Consider the following 19022-nt stretch of genomic DNA (forward strand, 5'->3'; position numbering starts at 1 on the left):
CCGATGCGGCGACGGATGCGGATAAAATGTTACATCCTATGCCGTATTTACGCGGGGTTTACTCTTTTGGCGGCACAGTGTCACCCCCTGAATTAAGGTCTAAGCGTGATGTTGATGATCCTTGGTAAACTGCTAGGTTAGGCTTAGGAAAAAGGGGCAAAACGTCATGCATTTCAATGGGACTGACAGCTATGTCGCAACAAGCGACCTGACAATGGCCGTCAACGCGGCGATTACCTTGCAGCGTCCGCTGCTGGTCAAAGGTGAGCCCGGCACTGGCAAAACAGAACTGGCGCGACAGGTCAGCGCAGCGCTTGATCTTCCCATGATTGAATGGCACGTGAAATCCACAACCAAAGCGCAGCAAGGGCTGTATGAATACGATGCGGTCAGCCGTTTGCGCGACAGCCAGTTAGGCGATGCGCGGGTCAACGATGTCGCGAACTATATCAAGCAAGGGAAACTGTGGCAGGCCTTTACCGCCCCCGGCCGGTCGGTTCTTTTGATCGACGAGGTCGACAAAGCTGACATCGAATTCCCCAACGACCTGCTGCAGGAATTGGACCGGATGGAATTTCATGTCTACGAGACAGGGGAAACCATTCGCGCCGTCCACCGCCCGATTGTGATCATTACATCGAATAACGAAAAAGAACTGCCCGACGCGTTTTTACGCCGCTGCTTTTTCCATTACATCCGCTTTCCCGATATCGACACGCTGCGCAAAATCGTCGCCGTCCACCATCCCGGTATCAAAGACGCGCTCCTGACGGCCGCGTTAACCCAGTTCTATGAAATTCGCGAAACGGCGGGTCTCAAGAAAAAACCGTCAACCTCCGAGGTGATCGATTGGCTGAAACTTTTGCTTGCCGAAGACCTGACCCCCGAGGATTTGCGCCGCGACGGGGCCAACGCGTTGCCAAAACTCCATGGGGCGTTGCTAAAAAACGAACAGGACGTGCATCTGTTTGAACGGCTTGCATTTATGGCGCGTTCGGGGCGCTAACCCACAGTGATTTGACTGGCATCCGCCCCAAAGCGGACTATTGTCGATCAAACCCTGCAAGAGTAACACATTCATGGCCCAAACACAGATTAGACCGCTTTCCGCCGCAGATTTCCCTGCATGGCGCGGGCTTTGGACAGATTATCTGGCATTTTACAAAACCGCCCTGCCCGATCCGGTCTATAACAGCACTTTTGCGCGCATGATCGGGGGGGACCCGCAGGATTTTCACGGGCTGGTTGCCGAACAGAACGGTGTTTTGGTCGGGCTGGCCCATTACGTGTTTCATCGGCACGGTTGGCGCATTGAAAACGTGTGCTACCTGCAAGATCTTTTTGCAGATCCGTCCGTGCGCGGCACGGGTGTCGGACGTAAATTGATCGAAGCCGTCTATCAGGCTGCGGACAAGGCTGGCGCGCCCAATGTCTATTGGATGACGCAATCCGATAATACATCCGCACGACAGCTATATGACCGTATTGGCACCGTCACGGACTTTGTTAAATACCAGAGACCGCTATGAAGCGCCTTGCCGCCATGGTCCTTGCGCTGACCACAGCCTGTACCGAGGTCCCCCAAGGCCCCGAACCGATTTTGCTGGAATTCCCAGCGATGCGCAGCTTTCACCAAGCCACCCCCACACCGCCACAGCGCCCCAATTCGGAAATCGCGCAAGACTTTCTTGATCTCGCGTTTCGGATGGAAAGCGGGCAACCGCTTCCGATTCTGACGCGGTTTGAAACGCCCATCACAGTGCGCACAAGCGGGGCAATGCCGCCGCAGATGTCACAGGATCTGGACGCGCTGCTGGCGCGGCTGCGCAACGAGGCACAGATCGATATCCGGCGGACCAATGCGCGACAGGCCAACATCGTCATCGAAGCCGTGACACAACGACAGTTGCAAGCCGTGGCGCCTGCCGCGGCATGTTTTGTCGTGCCCCGCGTGCAAAGCTGGGCGGAACTGCGCCGTTCACGCAACAACGGCGCATTGGAATGGGCGACGCTGGCGCGCCGTGAAACCGCGGCGATCTTTATTCCCGTCGACACCCCGCCCCAAGAAGCACGCGATTGCCTGCACGAAGAACTTGCCCAGGGTTTGGGCCCGCTAAACGACCTCTATCGCCTACCGGATTCCGTTTATAACGATGACAACATGCACGCGGTGCTGACGGGTTTTGACATGCTGATCCTGCGCGTGTTCTACGACCGCGAATTGCGCAGTGGCATGTCACGCGCCGACGTGGCAGCACGGCTGCCGGGCATCCTCGCGCGATTAAATCCGCGTGGTCAACGCGGCGGAGGCGACACGGCCCAACCGACCCCACGGGCATGGATCACGGCGATCGAAACCGCACTGAGCGGGTCAGGATCAGAAAATGCGCGCCGCGCCGCCGCAGGGCGTGCAGTGACGATTGGCGACCAGATCGGCTGGGGTGGGCCACGGGCCGGATTTGCGCAATACGCCTATGGGCGCCTTCAAATCAGCAATGATTCATCCCAAGCCCTGATCGCATTCAACGCCGCCAACCGCGCCTACAGCTCCAGCAGCCTGACCGATATTCACGCGGCCCATGTTGCGGTACAAATGGCGGCATTCACCTTGCAACGGGGCGATGCAGAGGCGACGATCGCCATTACAGACGCGGCAATCCCCGTGGCACGGCGCTATGAAAACGCATCGCTGCTGGCGTTGTTGATGATGTTCAAAGCCGAAGCGCTGGACATTCAAGGCAACACCACAGACGGCATGGCGCTGCGGGTCGACAGTCTGGCGTGGGCACGCTACGGCTTTGGAAGCCGCGATGACGTCATCGAACGGCTCAATGAAATTGCCTCACTCGCGCCGCTCGCGCGTACAAACTGACAAAGGTTGGACCGATGATTTATCCGCTAATGGGACTTGTTTTAGGCGCTATTTTGGGCGCAGTGCGGGCGAAAATGCGTGAAGGCACGGGCAAAGATATCATCCAGTGGGCGCTTGTTTTTGCGATCATCGGGGGTCTGATCGGTCTGTTCACCCTGATCTTTCTTGAACGCAGCTATCTTTAGACCATGTTCCTGCCCTTCTTTGACCATTTGCGCAGGCATGGTGTCCCCGTCACCTTGCGCGAATTTCTTGCCTTTCTTGAAGGCATGCAGGCAGGGTTGGCCACCTACGACATCGAGGCGTTCTATTTTCTTGCCCGTACCATCATGGTCAAAGACGAACGCAACCTTGATAAATTCGACCGCGCTTTTGCCGCAACCTTTGAAGGTCTTGACGCCATCCCCCCCGAGGCGGTGTTAGAGGCTGTCGATATCCCCGCTGACTGGCTTGAAAAACTGGCCGAAAAACATCTGTCCGCCGAAGAAAAAGCGGCCGTAGACGCCCTTGGCGGTTTTGATGCCCTGATAGAGACCCTTAAAAAACGGCTCGCGGAACAAAAAGAACGGCATCAAGGCGGCAGTAAATGGGTAGGCACAGCTGGCACCTCGCCCTTTGGGGCCTATGGCTACAACCCCGAAGGCGTGCGGATCGGCCAAGACAAAAGCCGCCACCAGCGTGCCGTCAAGGTCTGGGATAAACGCGAATTTCGCAATCTGGACGACAGCGTTGAACTTGGCACCCGCAACATCAAGGTCGCGCTGAAACGGCTGCGCCGTTGGGCACGTGATGGGGCGCACGATGAACTTGATCTGAACGGGACGATCCGTGCCACGGCCGAACATGGTTACCTTGATGTGCAAACGCGACCGGAACGGCGCAACGCGGTCAAGGTTTTGCTGTTTCTTGATATCGGCGGGTCGATGGACCCCCATATCAAAATCGTCGAAGAATTATTCAGCGCCGCAAAGTCCGAATTCAAACACTTTGAACATTTCTACTTTCACAACTGTCTGTACGAAGGGGTTTGGAAAGACAACGCACGCCGCTGGGACCAGCAAACACCCACATGGGATGTGCTGCGCACCTATGGATCTGACTACAAATGCATTTTCGTCGGTGACGCCAGCATGTCGCCTTACGAAATCGCTTATAAAGGCGGTGCAAATGAACATTGGAACGCCGAGACCGGGGAAACATGGCTGATGCGTGCGCGCGACCAATGGCCCGGCCATCTGTGGATCAACCCGCTTGATGAACGCTATTGGGCCTACACACAGTCCGTGCAAATGATCCGCGATATTTTTGGCATGGACCGCATGGTGCCGATGACCCTGTCAGGGATCGAGAGCGGCATGAAGCTGTTGACGCGTTAAGCCATTGCCTTTCACCACCCGCGCCCCAATATCACATCCATGATCCGCTTTACCCCGATCCTGCTGGCCGTCATTTATGGGCTAATACTGTACCGGTTTTCGGTCTGGCGGACCGCGCGTGCGCTGGATGCGCAATCGACGGAATTGGTTGATCCGGGACTGATCGCCATGACCCGCAAAATGGCGAAAGCGCTCGAAATTGATCGGATTCGGGTGCATATCTATGAAATTGAACCCGTAAACGGCTTGGCCGTTGCTGACGGGCGCATCTTTATCACCCGCGGGTTTTATAACAAATACCGCGAAGGCAAGGTCAGCGCCGCGGAAATGGCATCGGTGCTCGCGCATGAATTGGGGCATGTCGCCTTGGGGCACGCCAAACGCCGGATGATCGACTTTTCTGGCCAGAACGCCATGCGCACGGCGCTCGCGATGGTACTGGGGCGGTTTATTCCGGGGGTCGGTCCGTGGATCGCCACGATGGCGATGCGGCTGGTCGCAGCCGGCATTTCCCGCAAGGATGAATTCGAAGCGGACGCCTATGCGTCAGCACTGCTGACAAAATCGGGCATCGGCACAACGCCACAAAAGACACTTTTTGCAAAGCTTGAACATCTGACCGGCGCACACGGGGCCAGCACACCTGCATGGTTGCTAAGCCACCCCAAAACCGCGCAACGCATCGCCGCGATCGAGGCCAACGAGGCGAAGTGGCGTTAAGCCACCAACGCCTTGCCAAATCGCGGCAAACGCGCCTTTTTCATCAGCGCACGCATCTCCCAAGGGCGATCTGACAGCCTGTTTGCTTCGGCCAGAACGCCGTGGGCAATCCCGCGCACCAGATCAGGCGCACGGTTGAACAGATCGCGGACAAACCCGTCTGGATCAATGCGGTCCAGCCCTTCGTCTGCAAGAAGATTACCGGGAAAATCTTTGGTATTCATCGTTAAAATAGCATCACATGATCCGGCGACAGCCGCCGCCAAAACATGGATATCGGCCGGGTCAGGCAACCAGAACCGCGCTTCGATCGCGCGATCATAGGTCACACAGGCCATCGGGAACTGCACGCCAAGCGCTGCGATTTCGCCCCGCGCCCATACCTCTTGTTCTGGTCCCAGCTTGATGGTCGCACGCGCCCATTCTTCTAGAATACGTGGGCTCCAGCGGGGTTCAAACAACCCCGCTTGGGCACAGCCCAGCACAACTTCGCGCATGACTGTCGGATACAGAACGCAGGCGTCGATCATCACCCTCATAGGCGATAAACAACAACCTTCAGGTAACCGCTTTCGGCCAAATGCGGCATCATCGGGTGGTCCGGTCCGGCAAAGCCTGTGTAGATAATCTGCCCACGGCGTCCGGCCCGGCCAATGCCGCGCGACGATGCGTTGCGGAATTTCGTCAGGTCAGCGGCATGTGAACATGAACAGACGACCAGATATCCACCATCCGCCACCAACGGGGCCGCCAGTCGCGCCACGCGTTCATAGGCCCGCAAACCGGCCTCGACGGATTCGCGCGATGGCGCAAATGCAGGCGGGTCACAGACAACAATGTCGAATTCGGCATTTTCTTCGGCCAACGCGGTCAGCACGGCAAAGGCATCGCCTTTGCGGGTTGTGAACCGATCCGACGCGCCCATGGCAGCCGCGCCCTGTTCGGCCAGCTCCAGCGCAGGGGCTGATCCGTCCACCGCAAGCGCAGATGCCGCGCCATTTGCCAGCGCAGCCAAACCGAAACCGCCAACATGGGCGAAAACATCGAGCACGCGCGCGCCCTTTGACAGGCTTGCCGCAAAAGCATGGTTCGGGCGCTGGTCATAGAACAGGCCCGTTTTCTGGCCGCCCATGACATCCGCCATATACGTCGCGCCATTCATTGGCACCGCAATCGGGGCCGTTGGGGCGGTGCCCAACAATACTTCGGTCTTTTCTTCCAGACCTTCCAACGTGCGTGCGCGGCCTGTCCCGTTCATGATGACAGTGGTCACACCTGTCACCTCTTGCAGGGCAGCAACCAAGGTTGTGATCCGCACGTCCGCCCACGCCGCATTTGGCTGCACAACCGCAACATCACCAAAACGGTCAATCACGACGCCGGGCAAACCATCTGATTCCGCGTGGACCAGCCGATAAAACGGTGCGTCATATAGACGTGCACGGTGTGCCAATGCACGGGTCAAACGGGCCACAAACCAGTCATGGTCGATGACCGCGTTTGGATCCTGGTCCAACATGCGGCAAATAATCTTCGAATCAGGCGTCACCGCCACAACACCCATCGGTGTGCGGTTCGCGTCTTCGAGCTGGGCAATGGTACCGGGCGTCAGTTTGCGTGTGCGCCGGTCTGTGACCAATTCATTGGCGTAAACCCATGGAAACCCATGCCGAATGGCACGCGCCTCGGCCTTTGGGATCAAGCGGACAACAGGCATCTCAGATGCGTCAAATTCGGGGGAGGTGTCAGATGTGTTCATACCTGACCTCCTACCCCTATTTGCCCCGTCTTGGGAAGACGCAGAAATGCGTCCCTAGCTAAGTTCGTTACGGAGTGTCGCGGTCAAGAAATCTGTGACCTCGACTTTTTCGGTGCGGCCACGCGCCTCTAGGTCACGCGCGGCACTTCCGCCGGGTGCAGGCAGGTCGGCCACAATGCGGCGCGGCGGTTCAATCACTGCGCCAGTGCGGGCATCACGCACTGTCATCATAAAGATGATGTTGTAAACACCGCCTATCGATCCGCGGGTGCGTTCGGTGACGCCATGAAACCGGATCAGCTGAATATCAACAACCACCGGCGTGTTTCCCGTCAACACCCCGCGATTACGGGTGGCGGCGGCCTGAAACATCGCGCCAATCTGGGCAACACGGTCACCGGGCGCATCGCCGCGCCACACGATGTCGGCCTGCGGATAATACCGGTTCGCTTCGGAGACCACCAACCCTTCGGTCGCCGCAAAATTCAATCCGGTCAGGGTGTAAGACCGCGCTATCACCGGGCGCGGATCGGAGCCACCACCGACCATGCCACATGCCGCCATTGCCCCCAGCAACAGGGCGATACTCAAAAGCTTTTTCAACATAGGTTTCCTTGACCTCATAGACGCTGCATTGCGCGGGGTTAACACACTTCATAATTGTTGATAACTTACAAATAACATTCCCTAACTTAAAGCCACCCTAATAGGTCACTCCTACTTGTTAGCGCTAACACTGTATGATAGCATTTCACCAAACCAATGTTATGAGGAAGCCTATGCCACTTCACCCAACGATCGCAGCAGTCACTGACCGCATTCGTGCACGCTCCCAAGATACCCGGCAGGCCTATCTCGAAAACATGGCGCGCGCCGCCACCGAAGGGCCGCGTCGCGCCCATATGGCATGTGGAAACCAAGCCCACGCTTATGCCGCGATGGGCGAAGACAAAGCCGCGCTTGTCGCAGAAAAAGCCCCGAATATCGGCATTATCACCGCGTATAACGACATGCTTTCGGCCCACCAGCCGTTTGAATACTATCCCAACCTGATCCGCACAGCGGCGCGGGCGGCGGGCGGCACCGCCCAGGTCGCGGGCGGTGTTCCCGCGATGTGTGACGGCGTAACGCAAGGCCAAACCGGCATGGAGCTTTCGCTGTTTTCGCGCGACGTGATCGCGTTGGCCGCCGGGGTTGGCCTGTCGCACAACGTTTTTGACGCTGCCATCTATCTGGGCGTCTGCGACAAAATCGTGCCCGGTCTTGTGATGGCCGCCGCGACGTTCGGCTATATTCCCAGCATCTTTTTGCCTGCGGGTCCGATGACGTCAGGGCTGCCCAACGATGAAAAAGCCAAGGTGCGTCAGCAATTCGCCATTGGCGAAGTTGGCCGCGAAGAACTGATGGCCGCAGAAATGGCGTCTTATCACGGGCCGGGCACCTGTACCTTCTATGGCACGGCGAATAGCAACCAGATGCTGATGGAATTCATGGGATTGCACCTGCCCGGCGCGTCCTTTGTGAACCCGAATACACCGCTGCGCGATGCGCTGACCACAGCCGGCACCGAACGTGCGCTGGAAATCACTGCATTGGGCAACCAATACACCCCTGTCTGCGATATTCTGGACGAAAAAGCGTTCGTGAACGGGCTTGTGGGCCTGATGGCAACCGGCGGGTCAACCAACCTTGTCCTGCATCTGCCGGCAATGGCGCGTGCGGCGGGGATCATTCTAGACCTGCAAGACTTTAGCGATTTGTCTGATGTGACCCCGCTGATGGCAAAGGTCTATCCAAACGGTCTGGCCGATGTGAACCACTTTCATGCCGCTGGCGGCCTCGGGTTTATGATCGGCGAACTGCTGAATGCGGGCCTGCTGCATGATGACGTAAAAACCGTCGCGGGTGACGGGCTGCACCTGTATACCCAAGAACCGAAACTGACCGACGGGCGGATCACATATGCACCGGGTGCGGGTAAATCACTGAACGAAAAAATCCTGCGCCCCGCCAGCGACCCTTTCCAGCCCGAAGGCGGGCTAAAGCAACTTAAGGGCAACCTTGGACGTGGGGTGATCAAATCATCCGCTGTCGCCAAAGAACGCCACATCATCGAGGCCCCCGCCCGCGTGTTCCACACGCAAGAGGCCGTCAAAGATGCCTTCAAAGCCGGTGAACTGACCAGTGACACCGTAATTGTCGTGCGGTTTCAGGGACCAAAATCCAACGGTATGCCGGAACTGCACGGGCTGACGCCGACCATGGCGGTCCTGCAAGACCGGGGCCTGCGCGTGGCATTGGTCACCGATGGCCGGATGTCAGGTGCATCGGGCAAAGTCCCTTCAGCCATCCACCTGTCCCCCGAAGCCGCCGACAACGGCCCGATCAGCCTGATCAAAGACGGGGATATCATCCGCCTTGACGCGACCAAAGGCACCATCGACGTGCTTGGCGTTGACCTAAGCACGCGCAGCCCCGCCATCGCGGATCTGACAGGCAACGGCAACGGCGTCGGACGCGAACTGTTTGAGGTATTCCGGCGCAATGTCGGCCTGTCGTCAGAAGGTGCGGCCGTGGTTGTCTAACCGCACGGCATTTCCCATAACCACTTTAGCGCAGTGCGCCTGCCCGCGCTGCATTCCACAACCGATGAAAGCTTGATCATGACCCCACAAGAAGCCTCTGCTGCCGCCGCCAAAGTCTGCCTTTTGGCTCCTGTTGTGCCTGTTTTGGTGATCGACGACGCCAGCACGGCGGCAGATCTGGCGCGCGCGCTGATCGCAGGCGGCCTGCCTGCACTTGAGGTCACGCTGCGCACCCCTGCCGCATTGGACGCGATCCGCGAAATGGCAGCAGTGCCCGGCGGCGTTGTCGGCGCAGGCACGTTGCTGACCGCAAAAGACGTCGAAGACGCCAAAGCCGCCGGAGCAACCTTTGGTGTATCGCCGGGTGCAACCGACCGGCTGCTTGACGCCTGCGAAGCAAACGACCTGCCGCTTCTGCCGGGCATCTGCACCGCAACAGAGGCCATGCGCCTGCTGGAGCGCGGCTATAGCGTGCAAAAATTCTTTCCCGCCGAAGCCAACGGCGGCGCGCCCGCGCTCAAGGCGATCGGCGCACCACTGCCACAGATCAAATTCTGCCCCACTGGCGGCATCAGTCTGAAAAACGCCAAGGATTACCTAAGCCTAAGCAACACTCTTTGTGTTGGCGGGTCATGGGTGGCACCCAAGGAAATGGTCCTTGCGGGTGACTGGGCAGGCATCACAGCCTTGGCGGCAGAGGCCGCCAAACTTAACGCGAACTGATCATTCAGACATCCGCGCCCGTCTGCCGCCTTTGCGGCGGGCGGGTTGCGCATCGGCCAGCGCCTGCCGCAATGTCTGGGTCATCGGATGGTCCGCGGGCGCATCGGCATAACGTGTCAACAGCGCCGAAATTGCGGCTTTTGTGTCCAGGGACACGTCGATACCCACGGCCCACTCAAAGAATATCGTGCGACATTCAGGGACGGTAATCCCGTCGATGCGAAACGATTCCCGGATCAGTCCGGTCGGGTCGATCGGATCAGGTTTCATCCTGCGCCCCCAACAAACGGCTGATCACCGCATCGGCGGCGGCTGCCCGCGCGGTCAGTTGATCCGACAGTTGCGCCAAGTCCTGACAGCCTGTTTCGCGCAAAACCAACCGCTTCGCTCCTTCGCCCAAATCATCGGGGGACAATGCCCCCCCCGTCAGCAACCGCGCCACGGCCTGCAGTTTCCACATAAGCCTTGCGGCGTCGCACACTGCCTGCGCGTCAGCGGCATTCACCCAGCCATCCGCGACACCGGCATCCAATTGCGCGGCAACATCGCGCGCAGGCGACCCCGCCCGCAAACAGGCGGTCTGGGCAAACAGTTCAACATCTTGCAAACGCCCTGCCCCGATTTTCGCGTCCCAATCACCCTGCGGCGGCTTTGCTGCCGCAATCCGCCGGCGCATATCCGCAACATCATGCAACACGGTGTCGCCTTTGCCCTTGGCCGCCAAAACCGCCCCGCGAAACAATTCCATCTCAGCAGCCAGCCCGGCGTCGCCTGCGATGGCGCGGGCACGGGTCAACGCCAGATGCTCCCATGTCCATGCCTCGGTCAATTGATAGGTTTTAAATGCGGTGAACGCCGTCGCAACCGGCCCTTGCCGCCCCGATGGCCGCAATCGCATATCCACCTCGTAAAGCCGCCCTTCAGCCATCGACACCGACAACGCCGTCACCAGCGCCTGCGTCAACCGTGCGTAATACTGCCGGGTCGCAAGCGGGCGGCGGCCATCCGACATCTCGATGTCCCCGGCATCATAGATCATGATCAAATCCAGATCCGATCCCGCGTTCAACCGCCCTGATCCCAGCGACCCCATGCCCAACACCATGCAGCGGCCGGGTAAATCGCCATGCTTTCTGGCGAAGACGGCGACAATCACGGGCCAAAGCCCGGCGACAACCGCGCCCGCAAGGTCGGCATATTGTGTGCCGGAATCCTCGGCGTTGATAAGTCCGCGCAGCAGATGCACGCCAATGCGGAAATGCCATTCCTTGGCCCAGCGGCGGGCGGCAATCAACTGCGCCTCGTAATCGGGAGCCTGTGCCAGAACAGCGGTCAACGCATCCTGCAACCCCGCCTGGCCTGGCCACGTCGCAAAGAACGCACCACCGATCACCGCATCAAACACGCCCGCATTGCGCGACAGATACTGCGCCAATGCCGGCGCCGTTGCAGCGATGTCCACGATCAACTGGGTCAGTTGCGGGTTCGCCTCGAACAGCGAAAACAACTGCACGCCCGCAGGCAACCCTGCCAAAAATCCGTCAAACTGCGCCAGGGCCTCGTCGGGTTTCGCGGCCTCTTGCAAGCGGGCCATGATTTCGGGCTGCAAGCGTTTGAATATCTCGACCGCCCGTTCAGACCGCAACGCGGGATAGCTGTGCCAGCGTGCCACGACATCGGCACCCCAATCCGTTGTCTGCGCAGGGGCGGCATCGGGGGCAAAAAAGCCTTCGGTCAGGGTATGCACCTCTTCCAGCCGTTGCGTCAGATCAGTCCGCAGCGCCGCAACCTCGGTCCCCATAAACGCGGCAAGCCGGTCAAATCCGGCGGCATCGGGTGGCAAATGATGGGTCTGCGCGTCGTTGACCATCTGCAAGCGATGCTCGACTTGTCGGTGATATTTATAATGATCATAAAGGGTTGCAGCATCTTTTTGCGGTAGCCAATTTGCGTCTGCCAGCCGGGTCAACCCGTCGTGCGTGCCACGTACGCGCAACGACACATCGCGCCCACCTGCAATCAATTGCCGGGTTTGGGTGAAAAATTCGATCTCGCGGATGCCGCCGCGTCCCAGTTTCATATTGTGGCCCTCAAGCACCAGCTTGCCGTGCAGCCCTTTGTGGTCGCGAATCTTCAGCCGCATATCATGGGCGTCTTGGATCGCCGCGAAGTCCAGATGCTTGCGCCACACGAACGGGCGCAACGTGTCCAAAAACCGCCCCCCCGCCACCAGATCACCAGCACAGGCGCGGGCCTTGATATAGGCGGCACGCTCCCAGGTGCGCCCGACACTTTCGTAATACCGTTCGGCGGCCTCCATTGACAGGCAGACAGGCGTGACCGACGCATCCGGACGCAGGCGTAGATCGGTGCGAAACACATAGCCACCTTCGCGCACATCCGACAACATCGCCGCCATACGGCGGGTCGCGCGAATGAAACTGGCGCGGACCTCGTGATAATCATCGGGGTCGAACCGCGTTTCATCAAACAGACAGATCAGGTCGATATCGGAAGAATAGTTCAGCTCGCCCGCGCCCATCTTGCCCATCGCAAGCGCAACCATGCCGCCCGCCTGCGCCGGATCTTCGCCGCCCGGCAGTTTACCACGGGTTACCTCGGCTGCGATCAACTGCACCATTGCGGCCTGCACTGCCGCATCTGCAAAATCGGTCAGTACTTGGGTGACGGTTTCCAGCGGCCAGACGCCGCCCAAATCCGCAAGCGCCGTAATCAGTGCAATCCGGCGTTTGCACTGGCGCAAATGCGCGGGCAGCGCATCAAGCGGCACATCGGGTAGCGCTGTCAGGATGTCGCCAACAGCCGTCTCTGGGGTGTCACAGGCGGGCACGATCCAATCGGCCTCTGACTGGATCAGCCCGGCCAGATACGGGCTGCATCCCGCCGTTCCCGCAAAAAGCGGCCTGAGTTCTGCGGGCAGATCAGGGACATAAGTCAGCACATCCGCCCCACGATCAAGATCGTAGGGGCGTGGGCAACGGGCAAGGCGTTTGATAAAAGACATGCGCCACAGTTAACTTGTGCCGCCGCCGGGTCAATTGCTACTCTGCGTGCAGGCAGGCCCAAAAAGGACATGAAGATCATGAGCAAAAGCCTCGGACGGGTCACACGTGCACTGCACGACGCTGGTTTGGACATCACCCCGCTGATGATGGCGGCCGAAACCCGCACGGCGCAGCAGGCAGCGGATGCTGCGGGCTGTCATCTTGACCAAATCGCCAAGTCGGTGATTTTCGCAGGGGCAACCTCAGGTCAGGAAATTTTGTTTATCACGGCAGGCGGCAATCAGGTTGACGCGATCAAGGCCACCGCAGCTGCAGGCGAACCGTTGGGCAAAGCGGACGCCGCACTGATCCGCGCACAAACAGGGTTTGCCATTGGGGGTGTGGCACCTGTGGGGCATCTGACGCCAATCCGGGCCTTTATCGATCCGCGCTTAACGGAATTCACCAAAATTTGGGCCGCTGCGGGCACACCGCGCCATATCTTTCCGATCAGCCCCGCACAGCTGATTGAAATTTCTGGCGCACAACTGACTGATTTTACATCATAATTTTATTTAATGTAAATTACCTTTACATAAACCCTTGAACGACGCCGCCGTGGTTCCGATATCTCGTAATGTGAAAGACATTCACATAACCCAACGGATACTCAAAGGAGCCCACAATGAACACCGCAACCACCCAATCCCCGATGGCCTACCCCCATCACCTTGGGTTTTTCGCCCGTGCCGAGGCATGGCTTGATGCGCGTGGCAAAGGCGCCTGGATCGCGGCTATGATTCTGGGCTTCATCTTTGTCTGGCCGGTCGGCCTCGCCATTCTTGCCTATATGATCTGGAGCAAACGTATGTTTAAATCATCTTGCAGTCACAAATCCTACCGCCATATGGGGCATATGCGTCAGTCCAGCGGCAACAGCGCCTTTGACGCCTATAAAGCCGAAACCCTGCGCCGCCTCGAAGAAGAACAGGACAACTTCCAAGCGTTCCTGAAGCGTCTGCGCGACGCCAAAGACAAGGCCGAATTTGACCAGTTCATGAACGAACGCGCCAGCGCAGTGGACACCGAAAACGACACTGCCGCCTAAGATGCATTTGGTTAGCCCCGGTGCGACCGGGGCGGCCCCACATCATATTCGAACCGAGGACCAACATGACACCCCGCTATGCCACATCGCAAACCCTTCACCCGGACGCCTTTGCTGGCGTGGCGCTAAAACGCGGCATCGCGTGGATCTTTGACGTGGTCTTGATCGGGATCTTGTGCGCGCTCCTGCTGCCGTTCACCGCGTTTACGGGCATTTTCTTCTTTCCGGCGATGATGCTGGTGGTCGGCTTCTTTTACCGCTGGTTCACCATTGCGGGTGGTTCTGCAACCTGGGGTATGCGCATGGTGGGCGTCACATTGCGCGACATCAACGGCGCGCCACTGTCGTCCGGGACGGCACTTGCCCATACGGCCGGATATACAATCAGCGTATGTGTGGCACCTTTGCAGGCGATATCTGTGATCATGATGCTGGTTACTGCGAATGGCAAAGGCCTGACCGACCAGTTCCTCGGCACATTTGCGGTCAATCGCTCGCTTTGACCCGACACAATCCAGAATTGCACACAAATAATATGCCCTCCTGTTTCCAAAAGGGAAACGGAGGGCTTGGCGCACCCAAAATGCGTTGCTAAGGTTTGGTGTCACAGTACGGATGTTCCCATGCGCCACTCGCTTCCTATTGCTCCGCAGTTTTATGTCACTGCACCGCAACCCTGCCCGTATCTGGCGGGCCGGATGGAACGTAAACTGTTCACTGCCTTGCAAGGCGACAGCGCGACAAAGCTGAATGACTCTTTGTCAAAGCAAGGGTTCAGGCGGTCGCAAAACGTGCTCTACCGTCCGTCCTGCGCTGAATGTTCTGCCTGTATGTCCGCACGCATCAATATTTCACAGTTTGAACCCACCCGCAGCCAGCGACGTGTCGCCAAACGGGCGTCTTATCTGGACCGCCGCGCGACATCGCCTTGGGCGACTGAAGACCAATATGAATTGTTCCGCAGCTATCTTGACAGTCGTCATGCGACGGGCGGCATGGCGGACATGGACATGTTCGAATTCGCGGCCATGGTCGAAGAAACGCCGATCCGGTCGCGCCTGATCGAATACACCGATACCCAACGCCTGAAGGCCGTGTGCCTGACCGATATTCTGGATGATGGGCTGTCGATGGTTTATTCGTTTTTTGATCCTGACCTCGAACGCCTGTCGCTTGGCACCTACATCATCTTGGATCATATCCGCATCGCCCAAGAATTGAACCTGCCCTATATTTACTTGGGTTATTGGGTGCCGGGCAGCCAGAAAATGGATTACAAAGCCAAATTCAAAGGGCTGGAAATCTACAAAGACAGCGCATGGGCGCCTTTGGGTGATCCGGCACATTACAGTTCGGATATCGACCCGCTGTCCAGCAACCCCATCGCCGAACAGGTCGCGCAGATCAAACTGCCTGATGGTCGCTACTAATCCGGTCACCTGAAACGCAAAAGGCGCGCGCAGTCACCTGCGCGCGCCTTTTTGTACCTGCGCCACCCGCCTATTTCAGCAGGTTCGGCACAATCGTTACCACGCTTGGCACCAACGCCAGCAACAGCAGCGCGCCAAGCTGGATCGCGATGAACGGCATCACACCACGATATATCTGCCCTGTTGTGATCGACTTCGGGGCCACCCCGCGTAGATAGAACAAAGCAAACCCGAATGGCGGCGTCAGGAACGATGTTTGCAAGTTCACCGCGATCATGATCGTCACCCATTTCGGATCAAAGGTGCCGCCATAGATGACCGGGCCGACGATCGGGATCACGATGTAAATAATCTCGAGGAAATCAAGAACAAAGCCCAAGATGAACAGCACGAACATCACCAGCAAGAACACCTGCCATTCGTTGTCAAACGACCGCAGGAAGTCCTGGATATAATGTTCACCCCCGAAAGAGATCAGAACAAGGTTCAACAACTGTGACCCGATCAGAATCGTAAACACCATTGACGTGACTTTGGCCGTTTCACGCACGACAGGTCGCAGCACGCCACCGGCGAACAACACCCAACACGCCCAGAAAAAACCGAACATCGTATAAAGGAAGCAGCCAAAGGCGACCAAATAAGCGATGCGGTTTTGTAGCAGCACAACCTCTTGGCCCATACGCATGTCAAAGTTGACGCCGATCAGCAGCATCGCGGCAATCGCGGCGGTGGTCCATAGCACGATATTACCAGACAGACCTTGGTCTTGGCGCTTGCGGTAAGCAGCCAGCAACAGCGCGCCGCCCGCCCCCAGTGCCGCCGCAGGCGTCGGGTTCGTGATCCCGCCAAGGATCGACCCAAGCACTGCAATGATCAAGACAAGCGGCGGGAACACCACGCGCAAAATCTCGTTCCCGGCCAGATACTTTGCAGCGACCTTCATCCCCAGATAGGCGACGAAAAGCGGCAGCGCGATCAGCACCGTGGTCAGACCCGGCGACGTCAGCGGCGAGATGAACAAGATATCCACCAACACCAGCAGACCAACGCCCGCCGCGCCAATCAGCAGCGGACGTCCATCCGCAGCGGGTGCGACACCGCGCGCAAGGGCCAGCATCAACGCGATGAACATCGCTGTGATCCCGATACCTTTGCCGATGGGGGCCGCGTTGCCCACGCGTTCAGCCATCAGCGTTGCACGTTCTTCATCAGAAAGCGCACGCGCCTCGGTTACACCACCGGCGGCATCAATCGCAGCCTGTTCGTTCAGCGCCTGTTGCCACGCCTCTGCGCCGTGCAGCTCCAACATGGCGTCAGCACAATCCGCGCTGACGTTTGTACGCAAAGACGATGTTTGACCCGCATCGGTGTAGCTATCAACGATGATATTCTGATTGCCTAGCAACCCCGTCTGCCCCAGCCCGATGGTCAGACCAATGATGCCGACAGGCACCGCAAGGAACCATGTAAAGGCCTCGTTGCGGGTAATGACATTACCGCCGCCTGTGGATCCAAACTGCACCGCGGGTGCCTTGGACGGGTTAAACAGCGCGTAGATAAACGCGTAACCACCATATAGCACCGCCAGCATGATCCCCGGCAGCATCGCTGCCTGAAACAAGGTGCCGACAGACACGACGGCAGGTTCGCCCAAATACGTCAACGCATCAGAACAGCCAACAAGCTGCGCACGCTGTTCTTGCGCTGCGGAATACAAATCACCCGCAAGCGTGCCCAAAAGCACGATCACAATCGATGGCGGAATGATTTGCCCCAGCGTACCCGACGCCGCGATCACCCCGGTCGAAAGCTCGGGGGAATACCCGTTTTTCAACATGGTCGGCAGGGCCAGCAGGCCCATGGTCACAACCGTGGCCCCGACAATCCCGGTGGATGCCGCTAAAAATGCGCCCACGATCACAATTGACACCGCCAAACCACCCGGAAGCGGGCCAAACACTTTGGCCATCGTGGTCAGCAATTCGTCCGCAATGCGGGACCGTTCCAGAACGATCCCCATCATCACGAACATGACGACTGCCAGCAGTGTTTCAATCGACTGACCCGCAAGCACCCGTTCGTTCATCCGGTTGACAAGAAAACCGACGTTGCGATCCAGCGCCTGTTCCCAGCCGCTGGGGAACAACATTTCTTCAAAGCGTGGCAATTCGGGGTAGCGGAACACCGAGATCGCGTCGGGCCGTACACCTTCTGCGATCAGCCCCGCGTATTCAGCGGATGCCGTATCAATGCCCGCGTGAACCAGCAAACCAGAGCTGTCCAAAGCGGCAATAATACCAAACGAAATAACCGCCGATCCACTGATCGCGAAAGCGACCGGGAAGCCGGACAAAATCCCGGCGAACAACGTCAAAAAGACGATTGCAATGCCGATTTCAACGCCATCTAAACCTAAAAGCATATCTCGCGTCCTAACCTAGTGAATTTCAGCAACAAGTTCGGCGGTTGCGTCGCCAAGGACATCGCGATCCAGATACTTGTCTTCGCTCGCTTCGCCCTCTTTCAGTTCCAGATAGGACCGGTAGAAAAATGCGACCGCTTGGATCATGACCATGATCGTGAACGCCACCAGCAGGATTTTAAACAAAAAGTATGCGTTGAACCCGTTTGGCGAAAATCCGATTGTCTCGATATTCCAGCGCAGCGCGCGCGCCTTGCCGATCAACCGCTCTAGCGCATCGGACGCGGACGGATTTGGCACCACAAGGTTGCGCCACAAAAAGAACCACCCGTAAAGCCATGTCAGAATGGCGGCGGGCACCATGAATAACAACGACCCGACCATATCGATGATCCGCTTGGTGCGGAAACTGACGGCGGAATAAACAAGGTCGACACGCACATGGCCGCCTTGGACAAACGTGTAGCTGGCGCACATGCACACGATCAACGCATTATAAAGCTTCAATTCTTCCGACCACCAGCTGACGTCTTTGGCAAAATTCACGCCAAAGCCAAACCCGATCTCGGACACCGCAAAAACGCGCTGCATGAAGATAATCACGATCTGTTGCAGCACCATCAGCAAACCGGCCCATGCGAAAAAGCGGCCAACGGTATTCCCGATGCCTTCAAGAAACCGCACGCAGCCCCACATAAAGCGGTTGTTGATAAATCCGATCGCGCTGACGATCAGGAAAATCACCAAAACAACAAAGAACAGTTCGACCGAGGCACCATAGTAAATAAAGCGCATCAGCGCTTCTTTGACGGCGACATCGTCCATGCCTTTGTTGATAAAGGGAACCCACGACAGCCACTGTCCCGGATGTGTGACCGCATAGCCAAAATTATAAAATGCTTCGATTAGATTGGCGAAAAACCAACCAAAGACGTTGCCGCCCCATGCTTCGACCAGTCCCATGGTCTCCCCCTCAAAAATGAAGTCGTCGTGCATTGACCCGCAGGTACAATGAAGCG

At 57.9% G+C, this 19022-nt stretch carries 19 protein-coding genes; 12 read left to right on the plus strand and 7 right to left on the minus strand.

Features of this window, described 5'->3' with window-relative positions; all coding sequences use genetic code 11:
• Positions 1 to 166: 166 nt before the first annotated feature.
• The 6 genes from ACXJGX_RS00855 to ACXJGX_RS00880 all read left to right on the plus strand — a co-directional run bounded on the left by ACXJGX_RS00855 (position 167) and on the right by ACXJGX_RS00880 (position 4968).
• A complete protein-coding gene (locus tag ACXJGX_RS00855) occupies positions 167 to 1006 on the plus strand; it encodes an AAA family ATPase (protein ID WP_474778242.1) in 840 nt (279 codons plus the stop codon).
• Positions 1007 to 1079: 73 nt separating this feature from the next.
• Positions 1080 to 1529 carry an N-acetyltransferase family protein gene (locus ACXJGX_RS00860; RefSeq protein WP_474778243.1) on the plus strand — a complete coding sequence of 150 codons (450 nt, stop codon included), beginning with the start codon at positions 1080 to 1082 and terminating at the stop codon, positions 1527 to 1529.
• The gene (locus ACXJGX_RS00865) at positions 1526 to 2872 is read left to right on the plus strand and encodes a DUF2927 domain-containing protein (protein WP_474778244.1); all 1347 of its coding nucleotides are present in this window, start codon (positions 1526 to 1528) and stop codon (positions 2870 to 2872) included. The genes ACXJGX_RS00860 and ACXJGX_RS00865 overlap by 4 nt, the downstream gene beginning before the upstream one ends.
• A 14-nt stretch (positions 2873 to 2886) precedes the next feature.
• On the plus strand, positions 2887 to 3057 hold the full coding sequence (locus tag ACXJGX_RS00870) for a hypothetical protein (RefSeq protein WP_474778245.1): 171 nt from the start codon (positions 2887 to 2889) through the stop codon (positions 3055 to 3057).
• A 3-nt stretch (positions 3058 to 3060) separates the two neighbouring features.
• Positions 3061 to 4248, plus strand: a complete 1188-nt coding sequence (locus ACXJGX_RS00875; protein ID WP_474778246.1) for a vWA domain-containing protein — start codon at positions 3061 to 3063, stop codon at positions 4246 to 4248.
• A gap of 39 nt (positions 4249 to 4287) precedes the next feature.
• Complete coding sequence (locus tag ACXJGX_RS00880) at positions 4288 to 4968, plus strand: M48 family metallopeptidase (protein ID WP_474778247.1); 681 nt, start codon at positions 4288 to 4290, stop codon at positions 4966 to 4968.
• Here the strand turns inward: ACXJGX_RS00880 and ACXJGX_RS00885 are convergent.
• Genes ACXJGX_RS00885 through ACXJGX_RS00895 form a run of 3 tightly spaced genes read right to left on the minus strand, consistent with a single transcriptional unit; the run spans position 4965 to position 7333 of the window.
• Positions 4965 to 5507 (minus strand): RSP_2648 family PIN domain-containing protein, encoded by a 543-nt coding sequence (locus ACXJGX_RS00885; RefSeq protein ID WP_474778248.1) that lies wholly within the window; start codon positions 5505 to 5507, stop codon positions 4965 to 4967. The genes ACXJGX_RS00880 and ACXJGX_RS00885 overlap by 4 nt on opposite strands.
• On the minus strand, positions 5504 to 6727 hold the full coding sequence (locus tag ACXJGX_RS00890) for an RSP_2647 family RNA methyltransferase (protein ID WP_474778249.1): 1224 nt from the start codon (positions 6725 to 6727) through the stop codon (positions 5504 to 5506). Before ACXJGX_RS00890 ends, ACXJGX_RS00885 begins: the two co-directional genes overlap by 4 nt.
• Positions 6728 to 6781: 54 nt before the next feature.
• On the minus strand, positions 6782 to 7333 hold the full coding sequence (locus ACXJGX_RS00895; protein WP_474778250.1) for a DUF6778 family protein: 552 nt from the start codon (positions 7331 to 7333) through the stop codon (positions 6782 to 6784).
• Between the two features lie 173 nt (positions 7334 to 7506).
• On the opposite strand from ACXJGX_RS00895, the gene edd reads away from it, so the two are divergent.
• Positions 7507 to 9312 carry a phosphogluconate dehydratase gene (gene edd, locus ACXJGX_RS00900; protein ID WP_474778251.1) on the plus strand — a complete coding sequence of 602 codons (1806 nt, stop codon included), beginning with the start codon at positions 7507 to 7509 and terminating at the stop codon, positions 9310 to 9312.
• Positions 9313 to 9390: 78 nt separating this feature from the next.
• Positions 9391 to 10035: a bifunctional 4-hydroxy-2-oxoglutarate aldolase/2-dehydro-3-deoxy-phosphogluconate aldolase gene (gene eda, locus ACXJGX_RS00905; protein WP_474778252.1), complete on the plus strand. Its 645-nt coding sequence runs from the start codon at positions 9391 to 9393 to the stop codon at positions 10033 to 10035.
• Here the strand turns inward: eda and ACXJGX_RS00910 are convergent, their stop codons facing one another.
• On the minus strand, positions 10036 to 10305 hold the full coding sequence (locus ACXJGX_RS00910) for a hypothetical protein (protein ID WP_474778253.1): 270 nt from the start codon (positions 10303 to 10305) through the stop codon (positions 10036 to 10038).
• Positions 10295 to 13060, minus strand: coding sequence for a [protein-PII] uridylyltransferase family protein (locus ACXJGX_RS00915; protein ID WP_474778254.1), 2766 nt, complete (start codon positions 13058 to 13060; stop codon positions 10295 to 10297). The genes ACXJGX_RS00910 and ACXJGX_RS00915 overlap by 11 nt, the downstream gene beginning before the upstream one ends.
• A gap of 78 nt (positions 13061 to 13138) precedes the next feature.
• On the opposite strand from ACXJGX_RS00915, the gene ACXJGX_RS00920 reads away from it, so the two are divergent.
• The 4 genes from ACXJGX_RS00920 (at position 13139) to ACXJGX_RS00935 (ending at position 15578) form a co-directional block, all read left to right on the plus strand.
• Entirely contained in the window at positions 13139 to 13609 is a 471-nt protein-coding gene (locus ACXJGX_RS00920) for a YbaK/EbsC family protein (RefSeq protein WP_474778255.1), read from the plus strand.
• Positions 13610 to 13725: 116 nt separating this feature from the next.
• Positions 13726 to 14148 carry a DUF2852 domain-containing protein gene (locus tag ACXJGX_RS00925; RefSeq protein ID WP_474778256.1) on the plus strand — a complete coding sequence of 141 codons (423 nt, stop codon included), beginning with the start codon at positions 13726 to 13728 and terminating at the stop codon, positions 14146 to 14148.
• A gap of 65 nt (positions 14149 to 14213) precedes the next feature.
• The gene (locus ACXJGX_RS00930; RefSeq protein ID WP_474778257.1) at positions 14214 to 14651 is read left to right on the plus strand and encodes an RDD family protein; all 438 of its coding nucleotides are present in this window, start codon (positions 14214 to 14216) and stop codon (positions 14649 to 14651) included.
• 120 nt (positions 14652 to 14771) lie between these two features.
• Positions 14772 to 15578, plus strand: coding sequence for an arginyltransferase (locus tag ACXJGX_RS00935; protein WP_474778258.1), 807 nt, complete (start codon positions 14772 to 14774; stop codon positions 15576 to 15578).
• A 70-nt stretch (positions 15579 to 15648) separates the two neighbouring features.
• Here the strand turns inward: ACXJGX_RS00935 and ACXJGX_RS00940 are convergent, their stop codons facing one another.
• On the minus strand, positions 15649 to 18003 hold the full coding sequence (locus tag ACXJGX_RS00940; protein ID WP_474778259.1) for a TRAP transporter large permease: 2355 nt from the start codon (positions 18001 to 18003) through the stop codon (positions 15649 to 15651).
• A 15-nt stretch (positions 18004 to 18018) separates the two neighbouring features.
• Positions 18019 to 18966, minus strand: coding sequence for a TRAP transporter small permease subunit (locus ACXJGX_RS00945; protein WP_474778260.1), 948 nt, complete (start codon positions 18964 to 18966; stop codon positions 18019 to 18021).
• Between the last annotated feature and the right edge of the window lie 56 nt (positions 18967 to 19022).

This window comes from Yoonia sp. SWMV100 (assembly GCF_056108365.1).